The sequence below is a fragment of the Arthrobacter sp. U41 genome (assembly GCF_007679325.1).
GTDB lineage: Bacteria > Actinomycetota > Actinomycetes > Actinomycetales > Micrococcaceae > Arthrobacter.
This window is the reverse complement of record NZ_VEGI01000002.1, coordinates 54,231-74,466: the sequence shown is the minus strand read 5'-3', so window position 1 is coordinate 74,466 and position 20,236 is coordinate 54,231. Positions and strand designations below refer to the sequence as shown.

The window sequence follows — 20,236 nt, the reverse complement described above, 5'->3', positions numbered from 1 at the left end:
CAAAGGAGACACCCGATGAGCGCTCTCGCTCTTCTGGCCATAGCCGCAGCAGGCGTTGCCCTGCTGCTGGTGGCCGTCATCAAGTTCAAGATCCCGGCCTTCCTGGCGCTGCTGGTTGTCAGCGTCCTGGTCGCCCTGGTGGCGGGTATTCCGCTGCCGGACATTGTCAAAACCGTCACCGAAGGCATGGGCGGCACCCTCGGCTCCGTCGCCATCCTCGTCGGCCTCGGCGCCATGCTCGGCAAGATGATCGAAGTCTCCGGCGGCGCCCAGGCCCTGGCCGGCAAGTTCACCCAGCTGCTGGGCCCGCGCCGCGTCATCGCAGCGCTCACCTCGGCGGCGTTCCTGCTGGCCATCCCGGTCTTCTTCGACGTCGGGTTCATCATCCTGATCCCCATCATCTACGGCTTCTCCAAGGCCGCCGGGGTCAACCCGGTCAAGATCGGGCTGCCGGTCGGTGGCATCATGCTCGCCATCCATGTGGTCGTCCCGCCGCACCCCGGTGTCGTTGGCGGCGCAGGCATCCTGAACGCCGACATCGGCTGGACCACCATCATCGGTCTCCTGACCTGTATCCCGGTCGGCGTGCTCGGCTACTTTGTCGCGAAGCGGCTGAACCGCCGCGATTACCCCATGCTGTCCGGCACCGCCGAGCAGTTCCGCCTCTTCGGCACCGGAAAGTCCGACGTCGAACAGGACACCACTGCGGGCGGCGGCGGCGTCGCGGTCAAGACCACAGCCAAGACCGCACCCAGCCCGGCCATGATCATCACGCTCATCGTCCTGCCGATCCTGATGATCATGGTGGGAACCGTGGGCGCTGTGGTCCTGCCGAAGGGCAGCACTGCGGCCGACATCGCAGCCTTCGTCGGCGCCCCCCTGATTGCCCTGCTGACGGCACTCGGACTGGCGTACTACTTCCTGGGCATCCGCCGCGGCTGGTCCTCACAGCACACCGGCGAAGTCATGGACTCGGCCCTCGCCCCCACTGCCATCGTGATCCTGGTGACCGGCGCCGGCGGCGTCTTTGGCAAAGTCCTGACTGTCTCCGGAATCGGCACGGCACTTGCCGAGGGCCTGCAGAGCATCGGCCTGCCGCTGATCCTGATGGCCTTCATCCTGGCCGCCGTCCTCCGCGCCTCCCAGGGCTCGGCAACGGTAGCCATCATCACCACCTCCGGCCTGCTCGCCGCCTCCGTGGCCGACGGCGGCTACACGCCCGTGCAGACGGCCCTGATCCTCGTGGCTATCGGCTTCGGCGCCCTTGGCCTGAGCCACATCAACGACTCGGGCTTCTGGATTGTCACCCGCTACCTCGGATTGTCGGTGGCCGACGGCCTGCGCACCTGGACCGTGCTCACCACCGTCCTCGGCGTCGCCGGCTTCGCCTTGACGTTCCTCGCCTGGACCCTGGTGGGAGGCCTGAGCGCCTGATGCGTGCCCGCCTCGATCAGCTCGTAACTTCGGCCCTCCAGCAGGGATCGGCCGTTCCGGCCTTCACCTGCTACGACTTCACCACGGCGCTCGCCGTGGTGGCGGCGGCGGAGGACGGCGGACGCGGCGCCATCCTGCTGGTCCCGCCCAGCACTGCGGCCACCGCCAAGGGCCTGCGGCTGATCGCGGCGCTGCGCGGCCTCGCCGACTCGGCAGCGGTCCCGGTCGCCGTGCAGCTTGACCATTCCTCCGATCTGGCGGTGATTGCCGACGCCGTCGCCGCCGGCGCCGACTCCGTCCTGGTGGACGGCTCGTCGATGGAGTACGAGGACAACATCGCACTGGTCCGTGCCGCCCGCGCCATGCTGGACCGCTCCGGCTCGGCGGAGACCGTCATTGAAGCGGAACTCGGCGGCCTCGCCGGCGACGAGGACCGGGCTTTCGGTCCCGGCGCCGCAAGCAGGGCCCCGTCGGCCGGCACGGCAGGACTCACCGACTCCGCCCAGGTGGAAGACTTTGTGGCCCGCACCGGAGCCCAGCTGCTGGCCGTGGCCGTGGGCAACGTCCACGGCCGCTACCAGGGCGAACCCGAGCTGCGGTGGGACGTTCTGCAGGACATCGCAGTGCGGACCCGCATCCCCCTGGTACTGCACGGCGCCTCCGGAATCCCCGCCGCCGAGCTGGTCAAGGCCGCCGCCATGAACGTGGGCAAGGTCAACTTCAACACCGAGCTCCGCACCGGCGTCCTGGAAACCCTTGAGGCACGCACCGCCGTGCACCGCAGGGACGGCGAGAACCTCCAGGGACTGCTGGCCGAATGGGACAACTCGGCCGGGACGTTCGCGGCCACGGCGCTGGCCACCCTCTCGCGCTGACTCAACACAACCGCTCCGAAATCGGGGGAGGCTAGGATCAGGACCATGATTCTGGCCTCCCTCGTTTTTGCGCTGCTTGCGGCCCTGCTGCACGTGTATATCTTCGTCATGGAGTCCATTACCTGGACGCAGCCAGCCACGTGGAAGCGCTTCGGCGTTACCTCGCAGGCGGACGCCGACACCACGCGGCCGCTGGCCTACAACCAGGGTTTCTACAATCTTTTCCTCGCCGCCGGTGCCTTGGCCGGCACCGGCGCCATCGCCCTCGGGCACCCTGCGGTCGGTTGGACCCTGGTCTTCAGCAGTTGCGGATCGATGCTCCTGGCCTCGATAGTTCTCGCCGTGAGCGGACGCAAGTACCTCCGTGCAGCCGCCATGCAGGGCGCGACGCCGCTGCTCGCCGTCGCACTCGGTGCCGTGGGGCTGCTGACCGCCTGACCGCCTGACCGCGACGCCCAGAACCTGAAATCGGGCCCAACGGTACTGGCCGCGGGCGCCGGCGGGGCCGACAATGGAGCAAACACAGCGGCGTTGGTGCCAACAACCCTGGCGGGGCGTTGGCAGGTTCCTGAGGGGCTCAATGGTTCCACGGCAGCGGGCAGGGAGCGGACTGGCGGTGCGGCCGGACCGTGACCTGGTGATCGACCTCGCCAGGTTTTTCTGCCTTGCCCTCGTGGTGGTCTCGCACACCATGATGGTGAGCCCAGTGCTGCACCCTGACGGCACCGTGACCTCCGACAACACCCTTGGCAACCAGCGCTGGTTCGAACCCGTGGTCTGGGTCCTGCAGGTCATGCCGCTCTTCTTTGTTGTCGGGGGCATCACCGGCCTGCAGTCCTGGCGCCGCCTCAGGGCCCGGGGCGGCACCACCTTTGACTTCATGCAGGTGCGGATGCTGCGGCTCATCCGCCCCGCCGCCGTCCTGCTTGCCATCATGTTCACCGGGCTCTGGGTTGCGCGGCTCACCGGGGTGGATCCGCAGGTCATCCAGCTCCTGGTGTCCGGGGCAGGCATGCCGCTGTGGTTCCTCGCCGCCTATCTCGCGGCGCAGCTGAACCTCCCGATCCTGGCCCGCCTGCATGCCCGGGCGCCCCGGCTGACCCTGACGGCACTCACCGCCCTGGTGGTGGCGGTGGACTGCCTGCGGGGGATGATGCCGGCGCTGGCCTACCTCAACATGGTCTTCGTCTGGTGCGCCGTGCAGCAGCTCGGATTCTTCCTCGCCGACAGGGGTCCGCTGGCTCCCGGCCGCGCCGCGCTGGCGGGCATCATCCTGGCGAGCAACCTGCTCCTGGGGCTCCTTGTGTGGCTGGGGCTGTACTCCGGGAACATGCTGGTGAACCTCAACCCGCCCAACCTCACCCTGCTGCTCCTCGGGTGTTCGCAGGCCGCGGCCCTGCAGCTCTTCCGGCCGGTGCTGTCCAGAATCGGGTCGCTGGTACCGGTGCGTCGGTTCATCGGGCTGGCCGGACGGCGGTCCATGACCGTCTACCTCTGGCATCTGCCCCTGCTCGCGGCGCTGTCCGGTGTGCTCCTGCTGACCGACTTCCCCCAGCCGGCGGGCGGAACCGCCGCCTGGTGGTGGGGGAGGCCGCTGGTGCTGCTGTCCGTGATCGGCCTGCTGCTGCCGGTGCTGGTGCTCTTCGGCCGGCTCGAAGAACGCCCGACGTCGTCCGCTGCCGCCCGGCCCCGCCCGGCAGCCGCCGTGGTGACGGCCGCCGTCGTCGTTTTTGTGCCGGTTGCCGACGCAGCGCTCAACGGACTGACCCTGGCACTGCTCGGCGGGGGAGCGGCGTGCTTCGCGCTCGCCGTCCTGCTGCTGGGCCGGATTCCGGCCCGGCTCGTGTCCGATCCGGGCATCGGCGGATCTGACCCGCCATTGCCACACCCGCCATTAAGTGCCAATGTCGAACCATGACGGAGAACTCGGCAGCCACGGAAGACACGTTCAGTCCGAACGTATCCACCACCCGGAATGATGAGCTGCACCACTATGAGCTCCACGTCGGCGGCCAGCTGGCCGTCCAGATCCGCTTCATCGACGAGCCGGGGCATGTGGACTTCATCCACACCGATACGGAGGAGAAATTCCAGGGCCAGGGTCTCGCCAAGGTGCTGGCCCACTTCGCTTTGGACGACGTGGTGGCAGCCGGCAAGCGGATCATTCCCAACTGCCCCTTTATGTACCGGTACCTGCGCAAGCACGACGCGTACAACCAATACATCGACTGGCCCGAGCAGCCTCCGGCCGGCGCCTGACGCCGCGCCAGCCGCGGCGTGTCTCAGGAAAGGCCGCTCCCTGCTTGTGACCGGAGCAACAACCCCGTAAAGTTCTAGCAGAGTTATGCAGTTGGCTCTTGGACGTGTCCCTTTTGGAGAACCCCGTGAACCATAAACTGCGTGTGCTTGTCCGTGTGGACGTCGATCCCGGACACGTGACCCTCGAGGTCACCGGCTGCCTCACCCAATCAGATTTCCCCGCACTGCTGCACATCATGCGGCGGGCGGGCCGCCTCGGCGCAGGGTCTGGCGTCATCATTGACCTTCATGGCTCGTCCCACCTCGACCCCGAAATCCTCCTTCAGCTGCGGTCCATCGCCGACGCCAGCATGGATGCACCTTTGACGGACGCCGGGACGGACGCCGGGTCACTTGACGGGACTGCTGCCGGAAAAGTGCCTTTCCGCATCACTCTGGCGGAACCTGCGGACCTGCCGATCTGCCTGATGCACGTCGGCTCCGAGGGCGAGGTCCTGGCCGGCCTCGAGGGCGAGCTCGCCGCTGCCCCGCTGCCGGACGCCGCCGTGCCCTTGGCCGTCGGGGGCGCTGCGCCCTTGGCCGTCGGCGGCGCCGGCGTTTCCCCGGCCCTCTCTGCGGGACTCGCCGCGGGCCTTCCCGCAGGTTCAACTGCTGGCCTTCCCGCTGGCGGGGCGCTGGATGCGGGGCTCGACGAGGCCTGCAGCCCGATTCCTGACGAGGTCAACACCATCAACGGCCTGGCGCTCTCCGAATACTTCGAAGGGACCCTCGACCCCGCCGCCACCGTCCGGGCACTGTCCGACGTGGCACTGGGCCAACTGGCCGATGCCCTCTACCGGCACCTTGACACCAGCAACCCGTCTTTTGGCGCGCACACCTGGTACGAGCTGGCCACCGAAGAGCTGCAGAACCGGCACCTGGGCGGCGGGAGCGATCCCGCGGAGGGCGAACTGGCAGCCGGTCCGGCCCTTGCCTGAGGCCTCCGCGTACTAGGCTGTCGCCATGACTGCACCTTCGCCCGCCCCGGCACCTGCTGCCACCACTGCCCTGATCACCGGAGCGACCGCCGGAATCGGCGCGGAATTCGCCCGCCAGCTCGCCGAACAGGGGCACAGTGTGGTGCTGGTGGCCCGCGACGCCTCCCGGCTGCAGACCAAGGCGGAGGAGCTGGAGAAGCGGTACGGCATCCACGCCGAGGTGATCTCCGCTGATCTGACGGACGACGCCGGCGTGGCAGCCGTCGTCGCCCGCCTCACGGATCCGGCGCGTCCGGTGGAGATCCTGGTCAACAATGCAGGGACCGGCCTGCTGCGTTCTTTCGAGGACAACGACGTCGCGGAGGAGACCAGGCACCTCAAGCTGCACGTCGAGACCGCCATGCAGCTGACCCACGCCGCGCTGCAGGGGATGCTCAGGCGGCATTCCGGCCGGATCATCAACGTCGCCAGCGTGGCCGCGTTCCTTCCCCGGGGAAGCTATTCCGCGGCCAAAGCGTGGCTTGTCAGCTTTTCCCGCTGGGCCAACCTCACGTACTCCCGGCAGGGCGTGCACGTGACCGCCGTCTGCCCCGGCTTCACCCACACCGAGTTCCACGACCGGATGGGCATGGACACCACCGTGGTGCCGCGCGGGCTGTGGCTGCAGGCCGAACGGGTGGTGCGGGAGGGCCTCGCTGACAACGAACGGGGCAAGGCCGTCTCCGTCCCGACCAAGCGCTACAAGGTGCTGACCGCGGCCGCCCGGATCCTCCCGGACCAGCTCGTGGCCGGACCGCCCCGCCGCCCCAAGTAGCGCCCGGTATCAGGGCTCGTCGTCGGTGATCCGGACGGCCAGCATGCACGTGGTGAGCCCGTCCAGGGTGTCCAGGCGGACGTTCAGCAGCCTCGACATCAGCGCCAGCCGCTTGCTCAGTGTGTTCCGGTGGATGTACAGGGCCTGGCAGACCCTGGACGGCTGGGCGTCGTGGTCGAGGTAGGCGCGCAGTGTCGGCATCAGCCGGCCGTTGTTCGCCTGGTCGTAGTTGCGGAGGGGTGCGAGCAGATTCTCCGCTGCGGCGTGGGCGCCGCTGCCGGCGGTGGCCAGCACCAGGGACTCGATGCTCATCGGGGCGGCGACGGCGGGACCCCTGACCTGCCGGACCAGCCATTGCGCATGGGCGAGGCCGAGCCGGAGCTCATCCACGCTGCCCAAGGGCCCCTTGATAACAAGGGGCATCCCGGGCACCACCTGCCGGAGAGAGCCCAGCAGCCGGTCCGGAATGACATTCCAATCCGCGGCGGTGTCCGTCCGCGCCTGCGCGAGGGCGTAGAACGAGCCTCTATACGTGAAGACGTGGGCGTTGTTCAGGTGCTCCTGCACGGCCAGCCGGATCCGCCAGGCATGCGGCAGTTCGGCCTTGTCCGGCTCGGCCACCACCAGGAAAGTGGGGGCGTGCGCGTCCAGGCCCGTGCCGCGGAAGGTCCGGGTCACCTCCTTCAAGGCCACACCCTGCCAGTCCTCAAGCTGCTGCATCAGCCGCTCCAGCTTGGTTTGGTGCGGCGCGCTGGCCTGGAACGCCCTGTTGAGCTGCATGGCGAGAATGGATGACGCCGGCCCGATGAGCGTGGCGAGCGGCTCCCCGGTGGTCCCGCCCCGGACCACCAGCTGAAAGTGCTCCGTGCCGCCGGTGGGCAGCGCGAAGCTGGACCCGGAGGAGCCGCGGTCATGGCGGAGGTCCTCCGCGGTCCAGCGTGAGCTGGCCGGCCAGCAGCTGATCAGGGCCCCGGTGGTGTCAAAAACGGCACACTGCCCCTCTGCTGCGGCGGCCACCTCCGCCAGCACGGCCCGGAGCGATCCGCCGGATCGCGCGGCCTTGGCGCACAAATCGGCCAGCTCCCATGACTGACGGGTCAGGGCAAACCGTTCGGCTTCCAGAACGCTCGTGACGAAGCGCTGCAGCTGCAGGGCGGGAACAACACTGGGAACCTCCAGCAGGGGAATCCCGTGGGCCTTGGCCGCCTCCACCAGGGGTTTGGGAATCAGCCGGTGCGCCACTCCCGTGACGAAGGCGATGGCACAAACAGGGACACCGGCCAGCCGTTCGACATAGGCGTCCCACGTCCGTTGGTCAAAGAAGTTGAAGCCGATCCCGTGGGTGATCAACAGGCAGTTGGCACCCAGGAACGGGGTGGGATCAAGGAACTCAGCCGGGGCGGTGTAGCTGATGGATGTCGCCAGGCGCTGGGCGGTGGACGGCGTATGCAACCTGAGTTGCAGCGCGTCCTCTGCCAGTAGATCCGAGACTCTCATGGGTGCCTCCCGGGTGCCGTTGCCCTCCGAGAATGTGGTGTGCAAGCTGCACATCTGCTGTCAAAGTTAGTGGACATTTGCCCACTATGTAAGGGCTGGGGCAGTCCCTAATGTGGAACGCATGAACAATGTTAATGTGGGCCAAGTCACAGCCGCCGCCGGAAAAAATGGTGACGGGAAAAACAGCATCGAGATCAATTCGGACATGGGCGAAGCGTTCGGGCTGCACAGCTTTGGCAACGATCTGGCGCTGATGGAGATCATCGATGTGGCCAATGTGGCCTGCGGTTTCCATGCCGGCGACCCGGACACCATGGAAGAAACCGTGGCCGCAGCCAAAGAGCACGGGGTGCGGATCGGGGCGCACCCGGGCCTGCCGGACCTGACCGGATTCGGCCGCCGCGAAATGAAACTGACCCCGGCCGAAGTCGAGTCCATCATCCTGTACCAGACGGGCGCACTGGTGGGCTTCCTGAAGAAGGCCGGACTGGAGCTGAACCACATCAAACCGCACGGCTCCCTCTACGGGATGCTCTCACGGGACCCCGAACTGATGCGGTCCGCCGCGAAAGTCGCCGCGCTGTACGAGGTCCCGATGTTCGGGCTCGCCGGAACAGCGCACGAAAGCGTCTGCGCAGAGATGGGAGTGCCGTTCGTCAGCGAACTCTACGTGGACCTGAACTACAACCCCGCCGGCCAGTTGATCATCCAGCGCCGGCCCGAAGCCACGGACCCCGCCAAGGCTGCCGAGCGCGTCCGCAGGGTCCTCGACGACGGGCTGGTGGAAACCTCCGACGGCTCAACCGTCCACATCGACTTCACCAGCATCTGCGTCCACTCCGATGCCGCCAATTCGCCGGCCGTGGCGCAGGCCGTGCGGGCGGCCCTGGGCGGACGGTAGCCAATGACCTGTCATGTACTGCCCACAACACCCCAACCGAAAGGCACACCATGTCACACCAAGTCACCTCGCCGCTTCCCGGAGTGTTCTACCGCAAGCCCGGCCCTGACAAGGATCCCTATGTGCAGGAAGGCGACCACGTCGAAGCGGGCCAGACGATCGGCGTCGTCGAAATCATGAAGCAGTTCAGCGAGGTCAAGACCGAAGTCTCCGGGAACCTGGTCAAGTTTGAGGTGTCGGATTCAGGCACCGTTAATCCGGGCGACGTGATTGCAGTAATAGAGGAAAAACCATGAAGAAACTGCTCATCGCCAACCGGGGGGAGATCGCAGTACGGATTATCCGCACAGCCCGCGAACTGGGGATCCACACGGTGGTGGTGGCCAGCGAGCCCGACGTCGACGGGCTGGCGGCGCGCCTCGCGGACGAATACGCCGTCATCGGCCCCGCACCGGCCAGCCAAAGCTATCTGGACCACGGTGCCGTCCTGAAAGCGGCAGCCGACTTCGGCTGCGACGCCGTGCACCCCGGATACGGGTTCCTGTCCGAGAACGCCGCGTTTGCCCGGGCGGTCATTGACGCGGGACTCATCTGGGTGGGCCCGTCCCCGGAAGCCATCGAGCTGATGGGGGACAAGGCGCAGGCCAGGAAGGCCGCCGAAGCGGCGGGCGTCCCCACCCTCCGCGGAACCCACGGAGAGGCCCCCACCGGCGACGCCCTGCTGGAGATCGCTGCCGAGATCGGCTTCCCCCTGGTGGTCAAGGCGGCCGCGGGCGGCGGCGGACGCGGAATCCGGCTGGTCACGCGTGCGGAGGACCTGGCCTCGACCGTCGAGGTGGCCCAGGCCGAAGCGGCGGCTGCATTCGGCAGTGCCGCCGTCTACCTGGAAAAGTTCGTGGAACGCGCCCGCCACGTTGAGGTTCAGGTCCTCGGCGACGGCACCAACGTGGTCCATCTCGGGGACAGGGACTGCTCCATGCAGCGACGGCAGCAGAAAATTTTGGAGGAAGCGCCAGCCCCCGACCTGCCGGACGACGTCCGCCGGCACATGCTGGAGTCCTCGGTGGAGCTCGCCCGGCAGTGCCACTACAAGGGCCTGGGAACGGTCGAATTCCTGTACGACGCTGTCAACCACGAAGTCTCCTTTATCGAAATGAACACCCGTCTCCAGGTGGAGCACCCGGTCACCGAAATGGTCACGGGCCTTGACCTGGTCCGCGAACAACTGCTGATAGCTGCCGGGGAGCCGCTGCGGATGCGCCAGGAAGACGTCTTTTTCCGCGGGCATGCCTTCGAATTCCGGCTCAACGCCGAGGACCCGTCCAAGGGATTCATGCCCAGTCCGGGGCTGCTGGAACGCCTGGACTGGCCGGGCGGTCCTGGCGTCCGCATCGACTCCGGATTCGTCGCCGGCTCCTCGGTCATGCCCTTCTACGACTCGCTGCTGGCGAAAATCATCGTCTGGGACGAAACCCGGGAGGAGGCCATCGGCCGGTCCATCCGCGCCCTCGACGAAATCACCATCGAGGGCGTGTCAACCACCATTCCGCTTCTCAGCGCCGTGCTGCACCGGCCGGAACTGAAGTCCGTGGAGCACCACACCAAGTTCATCGAAACCTGCCCGGAGATCCTGGGGGACCTGTCATGAGCAATATCCTGAGTGCCAGCTCACTCAAAGGGACGGCCCGCTACACCTGGGGCGGCGACGAGTTCCTTTTCGTCGAAATCTCGGAGGCGATGAGCCTGGCCGCGAACTTCAAGTCCAACTCGATGGCCACCAGGCTTGGCGACAGGGCGCTGGCCGGCGTGACGGAAATCTGCCCCGCCAACGCGTCCCTGCTGGTCCGTTTCGACCCCGATGTGCTGGACGCCGCGGAGCTGGAGGCAGCCACACGGGAGATCGAGGTGGAGGTGGACAACACCGCCCACCCGGTGCTGAACACGCGGCTGATCGAGGTTCCGGTCTGGTACGACGATCCGTACACGCGGGAAACCGGCGCCCGCTTCCGCAGCGGGCACCAGCGGCCCGAGGGGACCGACCTGGACTTTGCGGCCGAGGTCAATAACCTTTCCGGTGCCGACGAGTTCATCAGGCGCCACCACAGCAGCCCCTGGCTGGTTTCCATGGTCGGGTTTGTCGCCGGTCTGCCGTTTATGTTCCAGATGGTGCCACGCGAGCAGCAGCTGGAGGTGCCGAAGTACCTCAGTCCGCGCACGGACACACCTCCCCTCACCGTCGGTCATGGCGGGTGCTTCGCCTGCATCTATTCCGTCCGTGGCGCCGGCGGCTACCAGATGTTCGGCATCGCGGCTGCGCCGATCTTCGACCCCGCGCAGTCCCTGGCCGACTTCAAGGACTTCATGGTCTTTTTCAAGCCGGGCGACATCGTCAAGTTCCGGCCTGTCGATGAGGGCGAATACAAGAGCATCAAGGACCAGGTGGAAGCAGGCACCTTCGTATACAAGCAGGTGCCGGTCACCTTCGACCTGGCCGAGGCCCTCGACGATCCCGAGAGCTACAACACGAAGCTATTGGAGAACCTCAATGACTCTTGAGATCTTGGAGCCCGGCCTGTCGACGACGGTCCAGGACCGGGGCCGATTCGGCCACTACAACGTGGGAATCCCGCAGGGCGGGTCCATGGACCAGCTCTCCGCGGAAATCGTGAATGCCCTGGTGGGCAACAGCGCCGAGGAGGCGGTGCTGGAGTGCACCTATCTGGGCCCGAAATTCCGCACCTCCGCCGCCGCGGTCATTGCCGTGGGAGGCGCCCCGGTGGAGGTCAAAGTCAACGGAGCCACCGCCCCGCAATGGGAAGCCATCGAACTCGCCGCGGGGGACGAAGTCTCCTTCGGCTTCCTCCAGGGCGGCACGCGCTATTACGTGGCCGTCCGCGGCGGCATCGACGTGCCCCTTGTCCTCGGCAGCCGCTCCACCTATGCCCTCGGCGCCCTTGGCGGCTATCAAGGGCGCAAGCTCGCCGCGGGCGATGAGGTCCCGGTCGGCGACACCGCCTCCGGGGAAGTCCTCGCCGGAATCGCGCCGGAGCTGCGCCCGGCATTTCCCGGTGAAACGGAGATCAGGGTCCTTCTGGGCCTCTACGACCACCGGCTCACCGAGTCCGGGCTCGCAACCCTTCTGGATTCGACCTGGACGCTCACCCCGGTGGCCGACCGGACCGGCCTGCGGTACAGCGGACCGGCCGTCGAATGGAAAGCCCGGGAACAGCCCTTCGGCGCCGGTTCCGACCCTTCCAACATTGTCGACGCCGGCTATGCGGTGGGTTCCATCCAGATCCCCGGAGGCAGCGAACCCATCGTCCTGCACCGCGACGCCGTGTCCGGGGGAGGCTACGCCATGGTCGCAACCGTCATCAGCGCGGACATGGACCAGCTTGCCCGCAGCGCACCGGGCACCAAGACGCGGTTCGTCGCCGTGACCATGGAGGAGGCCGTCGCGGCCCGTGCGGAAGGAAAGGCCCTCCGCCGTTCCATCTGGGGGTAACCAACGCCCCCAGACCAGTGGCACCCGCCACCAGTTCAATACATGCATCATTCCAACACCAGAGGTGTCGCTTTGTCGTACTCAAATCTAGTAATGCCCGCGGATCAGCGGGTCGGCAAATGGTCGCTGACCATGGCCTGGTGGGCCCTGTTCTCGGCCATGTTCTGGATCTACGTGGCCGTCGCCTCGGCCGGCGCCGTGGGGGTGCCCAACACCATCATCGGTATGGTCCTCACCATCGCCACCTACGGGATCATCAACCTGGTGCTGTCGCGCTACGCCGCCCGGACCGGACTGACCGTAAGCGTCTTCTCCCGCACCCTGTTCGGGCTGCTGGGGTCGGCGCTCGCGTCCCTGATCTTCGCAGCGACGGCCATCTACTACGCCGTCTTTGAAGGTTCCATCATCGCCGTCGCGTTTCACGAGTACTTTGGTGGCGACATCCTGATCTGGTACGCCGCGGTGGTGATTTATGCCATTCCACTGGCGGTCGGCGGCGTCCAGCACTGGCTGGACCGGCTCAACGGCTTCCTGCTCCCGTTCTATTTCGCGGGGCTCATTGCCGTGGTGATCGCCGCGACGGTCATCCGCGGGGTCCCCACCACCTGGATCGGCGAGGCCGCGGCCGGCTCCGCCCTGCCCGGCTGGCTGACGTCCTATCTGATCTACATGGGCGTGTACATCATGATGATGTACACCTTTGACTACGCCCGCATGGGCAAGCGCGAGGACCGGAGATTCCTGGGCAGCGTCACCTTCGGCTGGGTGTTCTATGCCTTCACCTTCGGCCTGAACGGCCTCGTCGGCATCTACATCATGAGTGCCTGGGGGCTGGAGGCCTCCGAGACGGGTGTGGTCACGGCCTTCATTTCGTCGCTGGGAATCTGGGGCGTGCTGGTCATCTTCATCTCCCAGACCCGCATCAACACGGCCAACTACTTCCTCGCGTCGACAAACCTCTCGGCCTTCGTGCACCGGGCGTTCGGCCTCAACCTGCCACGGTATGTCTGGGTGATCGTCTCCGGCATCCTCGCGTACCTGCTGATGCTCACGGACGTGCTGAGCTACCTGTTGAAGGCGCTCGCGTGGCAAGGCGTCTTTGTCACGGCCTGGGTGGCGATCGCGCTAACGTACATTGCCATCAACTGGAAAGAGGAGCGGTACCTTCCGGAAGTCCGGCCGGGCCGGCTCAAGCCAGTCACCGCCGGAGCCATCGCCTGGGTGATCGCCTCCGCCACCGGCATCCTGCTGACTGAGCAGACAGCGGTGCCCGTGGTCTCGCAACTCACCCCGCTGATCACCATGGCACTCGCCGCCGGCTTGTACTACGCCGCGTACAAGCTCTCCCCGCCTCCGGTCATGGACGGGCAGAAGGACCTGACGGCGGAGGAGCATGCCGAACTCCTGGCCGCCGAACCGCAGTAGCCGGACACGCCTAAGGCCTGCCTTGTGTGGTTCCCCCAATGGGTAATCACACAAGGCAGGCCTCAACGGGCGGGACTTTTTTGCTACAGAGCCTGGGTTAGCCGGCCGGGCTCAGGATGAACCTGACCGGGCTGCCAGAAGGGCAAGCTCAGGCTTAGACAGGCACCTTTTCGGTGTCCCGCGGCGCCGCCGGATCAGTACCCTGACCGGTGGCCGTGGTGAAGGGCATGTCCATCTCCACGAGGTCGATCAGCGGGTTCTCGTCCTGGTTCGCAACGATTTCCTTGGCCTCGGCCTGCGTGTCCACGCTGGGCATGGAACCCGGCAGGGGGCGCTTGGCCGATTCCTTCAGGAAGTAGATGGCGATTGCACCGATCGCCGAGGTGGCCATCAGGTAGTAGGCAGGCATCATGTCGTCGCCGGTGGCGCCGATGAGGGCGGCGACGATGAACGGCGTGGTGCCGCCGAAAATGGCAACGGAGAAGTTGTACGCGATGCCCATGGCGCCGTAACGGCTGGCCGTCGGGAACTGCGCCGGCAGGGCCGAGGCAAGGTTCGCCACGTAGAACGTCACCGGGAAGGCGATCATGCCCAGGCCCAGGAGGGTGGACCAGATTTCGCCGATGCCAATCAGCATAAACGCCGGGGTGGCCAGGACCACGGTGCTGAGCGCGCCGATCCAGAGCACGGGGCGGCGGCCGATACGGTCCGACAGCTTGCCCGTAAGCGGGATGCAGAGGCTCATGACGACCAGCACGGGGATGGTCAGCAGCGTGCCGTGGACCGGGTCGTAGCCCTTGGATTCGGTGAGGTACGTCGGCATGTAGGACGTCAGGGCATAGCCTGCGGTGTTTGCGGCTGCCACTAGGATCATGGCGACAATCAGTGAACGCCAGTAGGCCTTCACGATGCCCACCGGACTCTTCGATCCGGCGTCAGCGGAGGCCGCAGCCTCCTTGGAGAGGTTCTCCTGGGCGTCCAGGGTGGCCTGGAACTGCGGGGATTCCTCGATCTTGTTGCGGAAGTAGACCGCGATCAGGCCCAGCGGGCCGGCAATCAGGAACGGGATCCGCCAGCCCCACTCCTCCATGGCGCTCTGGCCGAGGGTCAACTGGAGCACGGACACCAGTGCGGCGCCGAGGGCGAAGCCGAGGTAGCTGCCCATGTCCAGGAAGCTGGCGAAGAAGCCGCGGCGCTTGTCCGGGGAATATTCGCTCACGAAGGTGGTGGCACCGGCGTACTCGCCGCCGGTGGAGAATCCCTGGACGAGCTTGAGCACAACCAGCAGGACAGCAGCCCACATGCCGATCTGCGCGTAGCCGGGCAGCAGGCCGACGGCGAATGTACTGGCAGCCATCAGCATCAGGGTCCAGGCGAGGACCTTCTGGCGGCCCACCTTGTCGCCGAGCCAGCCGAAGATGACTCCGCCGAGGGGGCGGGCAATAAAGGTGGCGGCGAACGTTCCCAGCAGGAACAGCGTCTGAACGCTCTTGTCCGCCTCGGGCAGGAACACCGGTCCCATGGTGGTGATCAGGTAGCCGAACACGCCGACGTCGTACCACTCCATGGTGTTACCCACGATGGTGCCGCCGAGTGCTTTTTTGAGCATCGGCTTGTTCACGACGTTGACGTCGGACTCTTTGAGCCGACGCCGCGTCCGCAGCTTAGGTTTCTTCGCACCCGGGGGTGCGGCTTGGTTGGTTCCGCGGGCGTTCATAACGCCTGCTGAAGAGTCGGTCGTGCTTCGGTCTGTGGGCATTTGGGCCGCTCCTATGGAGGTCATTTGCTTGCGACTTGTAGCTGCCCCGCTCTGGGCAGGCTTTCGATTTTACGTGATTTCTATGGTGTTTCCGAGTTTCGTGCCGTATCATCCGGTGTTTCAGCCCCGATCAGAGGCTGATTGTCGGATTTCTTTTCCGCCGTTTCGCCGCGCCAATGCTGGGAATCCCCGGCCTCCACCGTGGCCTGCACAAAATTTTTCCCTGAGGGGCGGGCTGGAGCCGGTTTTTAGGCCCGAACAAGTGTTCCGGGACGGCGTCACCGCACCTCCGGTTCACCCGCAAAGTTCACCCTCAGAGCTCACCCTCCGAGCTCACCCTCCGAGCTCACCCTCCGGGGGCCGCAGAGCACGAAAAAAGGGGGTACCCACGGGATCCGGAATGCGCTTAGGGTTGAAGCCAGCGCAGCCCCGATCACAACGCCGCACGAGGAGAACAGCCCATGACTGGCAAAGAGACCAAGAAGAGCAGCAACAGCGGAGCCGACGGGGACGGCCCCCAGGCCAAGGAGGGGCAGGGGAAGGGCATTAAGTCGCGCCTCACCGACGCCCAGAGGGAGATGCTCGCCAGCAAGTCGCGGGGCGGCGCCGCCACCCAAAGCGTAGGCCACAGCCACAAGCCCACGCACGTCAGCGGCAAGCAGGGGCCGACGGAAAAGAAAGTCCGCTGGTAGTCCTACAGACATCGCCCGCCGGCCGACCTACGATAGTTGGACACTTCATTTCACAGCTTATTTCGACGGCGTAATTCGACAGCGGAAGGAAGAGCAATGGCGGAACACCAGTTCGGAGACGACATCAATCCCGAGGTTGCCAGTCATCTGGCGGAGTCCATGGATGAGGCGCCCGGGCCGGAAACCAAACGCCCCGCCCCGCCGTCCGCCGCCAGCGGGCAGCAGTGGCCGGACGGCAACGGCAAGCACCGCCACCCCAAGGAACACGACGTCAAGCACGGCCGGTTGGCTCAGGGGGCCGCCGTCAACGCGGTTCACCGGATCACTCCGCCGGACACCCCGCACTCGTCCTGACGGCCGTCCGCGGTCGCGGGGCGGCGGCACGAGCCGGCGCCATGGATCGTGGCGTTAGCCCGGCGGCATTTTTTCCGGCGGCATCTGCCCGGGCCAACTGTTATCGGTTGGCCCGGGCTTTTCGTTACTCTCAGCCTTCCTCCACCACCACGTCCTCCGGTTTTTTGTCCAGCCGCCATCCGCGCCAGACCGGGTGCCGGAGTTTGCCGCTGCCGGTCCATTCGCCGTAGGTCACCTCACCGACCAGCTTGGGGCTCACCCAGTGAGCGTCCGCGGCGTCGGTTGCCGGCACGTCGCTGAACGGCGGGGTCTTCCGCGGCAGCGCATCGAGCTGCCGGCGCAGTTCCACTAGTTCGCGGGCGCTGAAGCCGCTGCCCACCCGTCCGACGTAGCGCAGCCTGGATCCGTCCGGGATCCCCAGCAGGAGCGAGCCCACGGACTGCCCGCGCTCGCCCTTGCCCGGCCGCCAGCCGCCGACCACCACCTCCTGGGTGCGTTCGAACTTGAGCTTGAGCCAGGACCTGCTGCGCTGCCCGACGTACCGGCCGTCCGTGCGCTTGGCCATCACACCCTCGAGTCCCAGTTCCTCGGCACTCTCGAGGATGTGCCGGATATCGCCGTCGATCAGCCCGGAGAGCTCCACCGGGCAGCCGGAGGGGGTGAAGAACGCTTCCAGCCGGACCCGGCGCTTGCTGAGCGGCAGACGGCGGAGGTCCTTGCCGTGTTCGGCGAGGAGGTCGAACAGCAGCAGCCGCACCGGCGTCGACGCCCGCGCCTTCGCGACGTCGGCGGCCCGCGTGAGCTTCATCCGCCCCTGCAGCAGCCCGAAGTCGGGCCGCCCCGACGGTCCGACGGCGATGATCTCGCCGTCGGCGATGAAATCCTGCGCCGGCCAGCAGGCGCGGTCCGTCAGCTCCGGATACGAGGCGGACATGTCGTTCCCGTTGCGGCTGATCAACCGGATCCTCGTCGCATCCCCGATAATCAGGGCCCGTACTCCGTCCCACTTGAGCTCAAACTGCCAGTCCTTGTCCGGGAGGTCGGAAATGGTCCCGGCGCTGGCGAGCATCGGCTGGAAGTCCTCCGGGACCAGGGTGGCGCGATCGTCGACCTGGTCTGTGGAGGCAGCCGCTTCGTCGTCCGGCGGCGGGGCGGCCTGCCCCTTCTTCGCGTCCTTCGCGGCGAGGGGGTCCATCAGGTGGATGAGCCACTGGTCGTCGCCCCGGCCGGTGTGGATCAGGGCGAACCTGCGGGCGCCGCCCAGCCCTCCGTCGTCCTGGCCGGTGAGGGTGGCAATGACCTCCTTGCCCGCCACCCACTTCTCCACCTCGTAGTACCCGTGATCCCAGATGCTCATGGTCCCGGCGCCGTACTGGCCTTTGGGGATAGTGCCTTCGAAGTCCAGGTAGTCCAGCGGATGGTCCTCGGTCTGGACCGCAAGATGGTTCTTCGTCTTGGACGTGGGGACACCCTTGGGCAGCGCCCAGGACACCAGCACGCCGTCGCGCTCCAGACGGAGGTCGAAGTGCAGCCGGCTGGCGTGGTGTTCCTGGATAACGAACCTCTCCCGGAGCGTGCCGTCCCCGGGTCCCGTTCCCTCGGTGCCTGCACGGTGCCGCTCGGCCGTGAAGGGCTCCGGGGTGGACGCCGCGTCCCGCTTGGCGCGGTACGTCTCCAGCCGCGGGTCGGTGCCACCGCCGTCGCCGGGCCCATCCGGGCGTTGGTCCTGGGAGCGTTGCGCCGGCTCGTGCCCGGTTCGTTTCCCACCCGAAATGGCGGCGAAGGGGTCCTTGCCGTCCTTCACCCGCTGCAGGACCTCCTGGTAGTCGAGCTGGTGCAGCGACGGCGAGCTGAGTTCGCGCCAGGTCCGGGGCGCCGCCACCGTGGGCCGGAGCCGGCCCCGCAGGGAATAGGGCACGATCGTGGTCTTGGCGGCGCTGTTCTGGCTCCAGTCCACCAGGACCTTGCCGGTGCGCAGCGTCTTCTTCATGTCACTCACGGCGAGCTCGGGGTGATCGGCCTCCAGCGAGCGTGCCAGTTCGTGGGCGAATTCGGAGATCTGCTCGGAGCTCTGTGTGCCGTCGAGTGCGGCGTACAGGTGGATGCCCTTGCTCCCGCTGGTCACGGGTACGGGCTCCAGGCCCACGTCCTGCAGGATGGTGCGGGCGAGCTTCGCCACCTCGACGCATTCGGCCAGCCCGGCCCCTTCGCCGGGATCCAGATCCAGCACCAGCCGGTCCGGAGGCATTTGGTTGCCGTGGGAATCCACGCGCCACTGCGGGACGTGGATCTCAAGTGCCGCGATTTGGGCGAGCCAGGCCAGGGTGGCCGGGTCGTTGACCAGCGGGTACTGGATGGTGCGGTCCTTGTGGGTGATGGACGCCCGCGGCACCCATCCCGGCGTCGAATGGTCCAGGTTCTTCTGGAAGAACATCTCGCCGGGGGCGTCGGCAGTCCCGACGCCGTGCACCCAGCGTTTCCGGGTGGCCGGGCGGTTCGCCGCAGCCGGAATCAGGACCGGCGCCACCGCCGCGTAATAGGCCAGGACGTCGGCCTTGGTGGTGCCCGTCTCCGGATACATGACCTTGTCCAGGTTGGTGACAACCATTTCGCGGCCGGCAACCCGGACACGCTCCCGGCCTCCGGCCGGCGTGGTTTCAGCCAAAGGGCTTCACCTGCCTGCGACTGTGATGTTCACTTGATCCATGAGAGCCATCTGGAAAGGCGCGATAGCGTTCGGGCTGGTCAACGTGCCCGTCAAGGTTTACAGCGCCACCGAAGACCACGACATCAGCCTCCACCAGGTCCATAACGCCGACGGCGGACGGATCCGGTACCAGCGCCGCTGCGAGGTCTGCAGCAAGATCGTGGACTACGAGGACATCGACAAGGCCTACGAGGACGACGGGCGGACGGTGGTCCTCAGCCGCGAGGAGCTGAAGTCCATCCCGGCCGAGAACAGCCACGAGATCGATGTGGTGCAGTTCGTGCCGGCCGAGCAACTGGACCCGATGATGTTCGAGAAGAGCTACTACCTTGAGCCCGACTCCAAGTCGCCCAAGGCCTACGTCCTGCTGCGCCGCGCGCTGGAGGACACCGACCGGGTGGCCATAGTCCAGTTCGCATTGCGGGACAAGACGCGGCTGGGGGCCCTGCGGATCCGCGGCGACGTCCTGGTCCTGCAGTCGCTGCTCTGGGCCGACGAGGTGCGGGAGGCCAGCTTCCCGTCGCTCGAAACATCCATCCGTATCTCCGCGCAGGAACGTCAAATGTCCGCGGCGCTGGTCGACTCGATGGCGGCGGACTTCGAGCCGGACCAGTTCACCGACGACTACCAGCTGCAGCTGCGCCAGCTCATCGAGGCGAAGCTGGAGAAGGGGGAGTCCCTGGACACCGAGGAGACCTTCGGCGTCCCGGCGGCCGAGGCCGGGAGCGGCGAGGTGATCGATCTGATGGAGGCGCTCAAGCGGAGCCTGGAGAAGAAACGCGGGGGAGGCGCGTCCGGGGCGGACTCCGCCAAGTCCACCGCGAAGCCCACTGCCAAATCCGCCGCCAGGCCTGCCGCGAAGACGGCGGCCAAGGCCGCGCCCAAGACGGCGTCCCGGGCCGCTCCCAAAGCCGGCACGAAAACCACCGCGAAAACCGCCGCGAAAACCGCCGGCACGAAGGCAGCCCCGAAGGCTGCCGCCGCGAAGACTGCCGAGGGGGCGGCGCGCAAGGAGGCCTGAGCGGGGGTCGGCCCGG

General features: G+C 66.8%; 19 protein-coding genes. 16 read left to right on the top strand and 3 right to left on the bottom strand.

All coding sequences use genetic code 11. The features are described 5' to 3' along the window. Positions 1–15 precede the first annotated feature (15 nt). The 7 genes from FS787_RS09085 (at position 16) to FS787_RS09055 (ending at position 6,359) form a co-directional block, all read left to right on the top strand. Positions 16–1,434, top strand: a complete 1,419-nt coding sequence (locus FS787_RS09085; RefSeq protein WP_144672128.1) for a GntP family transporter — start codon at positions 16–18, stop codon at positions 1,432–1,434. Further along, a complete protein-coding gene (locus FS787_RS09080; RefSeq protein WP_144672127.1) occupies positions 1,434–2,309 on the top strand; it encodes a class II fructose-bisphosphate aldolase in 876 nt (291 codons plus the stop codon). The genes FS787_RS09085 and FS787_RS09080 overlap by 1 nt, the downstream gene beginning before the upstream one ends. Before the next feature lie 45 nt (positions 2,310–2,354). Further along, on the top strand, positions 2,355–2,747 hold the full coding sequence (locus FS787_RS09075) for a DUF1304 domain-containing protein (protein ID WP_144672126.1): 393 nt from the start codon (positions 2,355–2,357) through the stop codon (positions 2,745–2,747). Between the two features lie 142 nt (positions 2,748–2,889). Further along, positions 2,890–4,227, top strand: coding sequence for an acyltransferase (locus tag FS787_RS09070; protein ID WP_144672125.1), 1,338 nt, complete (start codon positions 2,890–2,892; stop codon positions 4,225–4,227). After that, on the top strand, positions 4,224–4,568 hold the full coding sequence (locus FS787_RS09065; RefSeq protein WP_144672124.1) for a GNAT family N-acetyltransferase: 345 nt from the start codon (positions 4,224–4,226) through the stop codon (positions 4,566–4,568). The genes FS787_RS09070 and FS787_RS09065 overlap by 4 nt, the downstream gene beginning before the upstream one ends. A 125-nt stretch (positions 4,569–4,693) precedes the next feature. Beyond that, positions 4,694–5,545, top strand: coding sequence for a hypothetical protein (locus FS787_RS09060; RefSeq protein ID WP_144672123.1), 852 nt, complete (start codon positions 4,694–4,696; stop codon positions 5,543–5,545). A 25-nt stretch (positions 5,546–5,570) separates the two neighbouring features. Then, positions 5,571–6,359: an SDR family oxidoreductase gene (locus FS787_RS09055; RefSeq protein ID WP_144672122.1), complete on the top strand. Its 789-nt coding sequence runs from the start codon at positions 5,571–5,573 to the stop codon at positions 6,357–6,359. 9 nt (positions 6,360–6,368) lie between these two features. On the opposite strand, the gene FS787_RS09050 is transcribed toward FS787_RS09055, so the two are convergent. Then, positions 6,369–7,856 (bottom strand): PucR family transcriptional regulator, encoded by a 1,488-nt coding sequence (locus FS787_RS09050; protein ID WP_186329148.1) that lies wholly within the window; start codon positions 7,854–7,856, stop codon positions 6,369–6,371. Between the two features lie 121 nt (positions 7,857–7,977). Here FS787_RS09050 and pxpA point away from each other — a divergent pair, with 121 nt between their 5' ends. The 6 genes from pxpA to FS787_RS09020 all read left to right on the top strand — a co-directional run bounded on the left by pxpA (position 7,978) and on the right by FS787_RS09020 (position 13,687). Then, positions 7,978–8,757 (top strand): 5-oxoprolinase subunit PxpA, encoded by a 780-nt coding sequence (gene pxpA, locus FS787_RS09045; RefSeq protein ID WP_144672120.1) that lies wholly within the window; start codon positions 7,978–7,980, stop codon positions 8,755–8,757. Positions 8,758–8,807: 50 nt separating this feature from the next. Further along, positions 8,808–9,053 (top strand): acetyl-CoA carboxylase, encoded by a 246-nt coding sequence (locus tag FS787_RS09040; protein ID WP_144672119.1) that lies wholly within the window; start codon positions 8,808–8,810, stop codon positions 9,051–9,053. Continuing rightward, positions 9,050–10,405: an acetyl/propionyl/methylcrotonyl-CoA carboxylase subunit alpha gene (locus FS787_RS09035; RefSeq protein ID WP_144672118.1), complete on the top strand. Its 1,356-nt coding sequence runs from the start codon at positions 9,050–9,052 to the stop codon at positions 10,403–10,405. Before FS787_RS09040 ends, FS787_RS09035 begins: the two co-directional genes overlap by 4 nt. Continuing rightward, a complete protein-coding gene (locus tag FS787_RS09030; protein ID WP_144672117.1) occupies positions 10,402–11,313 on the top strand; it encodes an allophanate hydrolase subunit 1 in 912 nt (303 codons plus the stop codon). Before FS787_RS09035 ends, FS787_RS09030 begins: the two co-directional genes overlap by 4 nt. Continuing rightward, on the top strand, positions 11,303–12,262 hold the full coding sequence (locus FS787_RS09025) for a biotin-dependent carboxyltransferase family protein (protein WP_144672116.1): 960 nt from the start codon (positions 11,303–11,305) through the stop codon (positions 12,260–12,262). The genes FS787_RS09030 and FS787_RS09025 overlap by 11 nt, the downstream gene beginning before the upstream one ends. A gap of 93 nt (positions 12,263–12,355) precedes the next feature. Continuing rightward, positions 12,356–13,687, top strand: coding sequence for a cytosine permease (locus FS787_RS09020; RefSeq protein ID WP_144672115.1), 1,332 nt, complete (start codon positions 12,356–12,358; stop codon positions 13,685–13,687). Positions 13,688–13,841: 154 nt separating this feature from the next. On the opposite strand, the gene FS787_RS09015 is transcribed toward FS787_RS09020, so the two are convergent. After that, positions 13,842–15,446: an MFS transporter gene (locus tag FS787_RS09015; RefSeq protein ID WP_144672114.1), complete on the bottom strand. Its 1,605-nt coding sequence runs from the start codon at positions 15,444–15,446 to the stop codon at positions 13,842–13,844. A gap of 461 nt (positions 15,447–15,907) precedes the next feature. On the opposite strand from FS787_RS09015, the gene FS787_RS09010 reads away from it, so the two are divergent. Together FS787_RS09010 and FS787_RS09005 are read left to right on the top strand one after the other, a co-directional pair. Then, positions 15,908–16,138, top strand: a complete 231-nt coding sequence (locus tag FS787_RS09010) for a hypothetical protein (protein ID WP_144672113.1) — start codon at positions 15,908–15,910, stop codon at positions 16,136–16,138. 96 nt (positions 16,139–16,234) lie between these two features. Continuing rightward, positions 16,235–16,492, top strand: a complete 258-nt coding sequence (locus FS787_RS09005; RefSeq protein WP_144672112.1) for a hypothetical protein — start codon at positions 16,235–16,237, stop codon at positions 16,490–16,492. 130 nt (positions 16,493–16,622) lie between these two features. On the opposite strand, the gene FS787_RS09000 is transcribed toward FS787_RS09005, so the two are convergent. Continuing rightward, positions 16,623–19,100, bottom strand: coding sequence for an ATP-dependent DNA ligase (locus FS787_RS09000; protein WP_144672492.1), 2,478 nt, complete (start codon positions 19,098–19,100; stop codon positions 16,623–16,625). 97 nt (positions 19,101–19,197) lie between these two features. Here FS787_RS09000 and FS787_RS08995 point away from each other — a divergent pair, with 97 nt between their 5' ends. Continuing rightward, positions 19,198–20,220 carry a Ku protein gene (locus FS787_RS08995; RefSeq protein WP_144672111.1) on the top strand — a complete coding sequence of 341 codons (1,023 nt, stop codon included), beginning with the start codon at positions 19,198–19,200 and terminating at the stop codon, positions 20,218–20,220. Positions 20,221–20,236: the final 16 nt, after the last annotated feature.

What these genes read in the sequence shown, in the direction of transcription:
- FS787_RS09085 (WP_144672128.1), top strand. Translation starts at nt 16, where the DNA reads ATGAGCGCTCTCGCTCTTCTGGCCATAGCCGCAGCAGGCGTTGCCCTG.
- FS787_RS09080 (WP_144672127.1), top strand. Translation starts at nt 1,434, where the DNA reads ATGCGTGCCCGCCTCGATCAGCTCGTAACTTCGGCCCTCCAGCAGGGA.
- FS787_RS09075 (WP_144672126.1), top strand. Translation starts at nt 2,355, where the DNA reads ATGATTCTGGCCTCCCTCGTTTTTGCGCTGCTTGCGGCCCTGCTGCAC.
- FS787_RS09070 (WP_144672125.1), top strand. Translation starts at nt 2,890, where the DNA reads ATGGTTCCACGGCAGCGGGCAGGGAGCGGACTGGCGGTGCGGCCGGAC.
- FS787_RS09065 (WP_144672124.1), top strand. Translation starts at nt 4,224, where the DNA reads ATGACGGAGAACTCGGCAGCCACGGAAGACACGTTCAGTCCGAACGTA.
- FS787_RS09055 (WP_144672122.1), top strand. Translation starts at nt 5,571, where the DNA reads ATGACTGCACCTTCGCCCGCCCCGGCACCTGCTGCCACCACTGCCCTG.
- FS787_RS09050 (WP_186329148.1), bottom strand. Translation starts at nt 7,856, where the DNA reads ATGAGAGTCTCGGATCTACTGGCAGAGGACGCGCTGCAACTCAGGTTG.
- pxpA (WP_144672120.1), top strand. Translation starts at nt 7,978, where the DNA reads ATGAACAATGTTAATGTGGGCCAAGTCACAGCCGCCGCCGGAAAAAAT.
- FS787_RS09040 (WP_144672119.1), top strand. Translation starts at nt 8,808, where the DNA reads ATGTCACACCAAGTCACCTCGCCGCTTCCCGGAGTGTTCTACCGCAAG.
- FS787_RS09035 (WP_144672118.1), top strand. Translation starts at nt 9,050, where the DNA reads ATGAAGAAACTGCTCATCGCCAACCGGGGGGAGATCGCAGTACGGATT.
- FS787_RS09030 (WP_144672117.1), top strand. Translation starts at nt 10,402, where the DNA reads ATGAGCAATATCCTGAGTGCCAGCTCACTCAAAGGGACGGCCCGCTAC.
- FS787_RS09025 (WP_144672116.1), top strand. Translation starts at nt 11,303, where the DNA reads ATGACTCTTGAGATCTTGGAGCCCGGCCTGTCGACGACGGTCCAGGAC.
- FS787_RS09020 (WP_144672115.1), top strand. Translation starts at nt 12,356, where the DNA reads ATGCCCGCGGATCAGCGGGTCGGCAAATGGTCGCTGACCATGGCCTGG.
- FS787_RS09015 (WP_144672114.1), bottom strand. Translation starts at nt 15,446, where the DNA reads ATGCCCACAGACCGAAGCACGACCGACTCTTCAGCAGGCGTTATGAAC.
- FS787_RS09010 (WP_144672113.1), top strand. Translation starts at nt 15,908, where the DNA reads ATGACTGGCAAAGAGACCAAGAAGAGCAGCAACAGCGGAGCCGACGGG.
- FS787_RS09005 (WP_144672112.1), top strand. Translation starts at nt 16,235, where the DNA reads ATGGCGGAACACCAGTTCGGAGACGACATCAATCCCGAGGTTGCCAGT.
- FS787_RS09000 (WP_144672492.1), bottom strand. Translation starts at nt 19,100, where the DNA reads ATGGTTGTCACCAACCTGGACAAGGTCATGTATCCGGAGACGGGCACC.
- FS787_RS08995 (WP_144672111.1), top strand. Translation starts at nt 19,198, where the DNA reads ATGAGAGCCATCTGGAAAGGCGCGATAGCGTTCGGGCTGGTCAACGTG.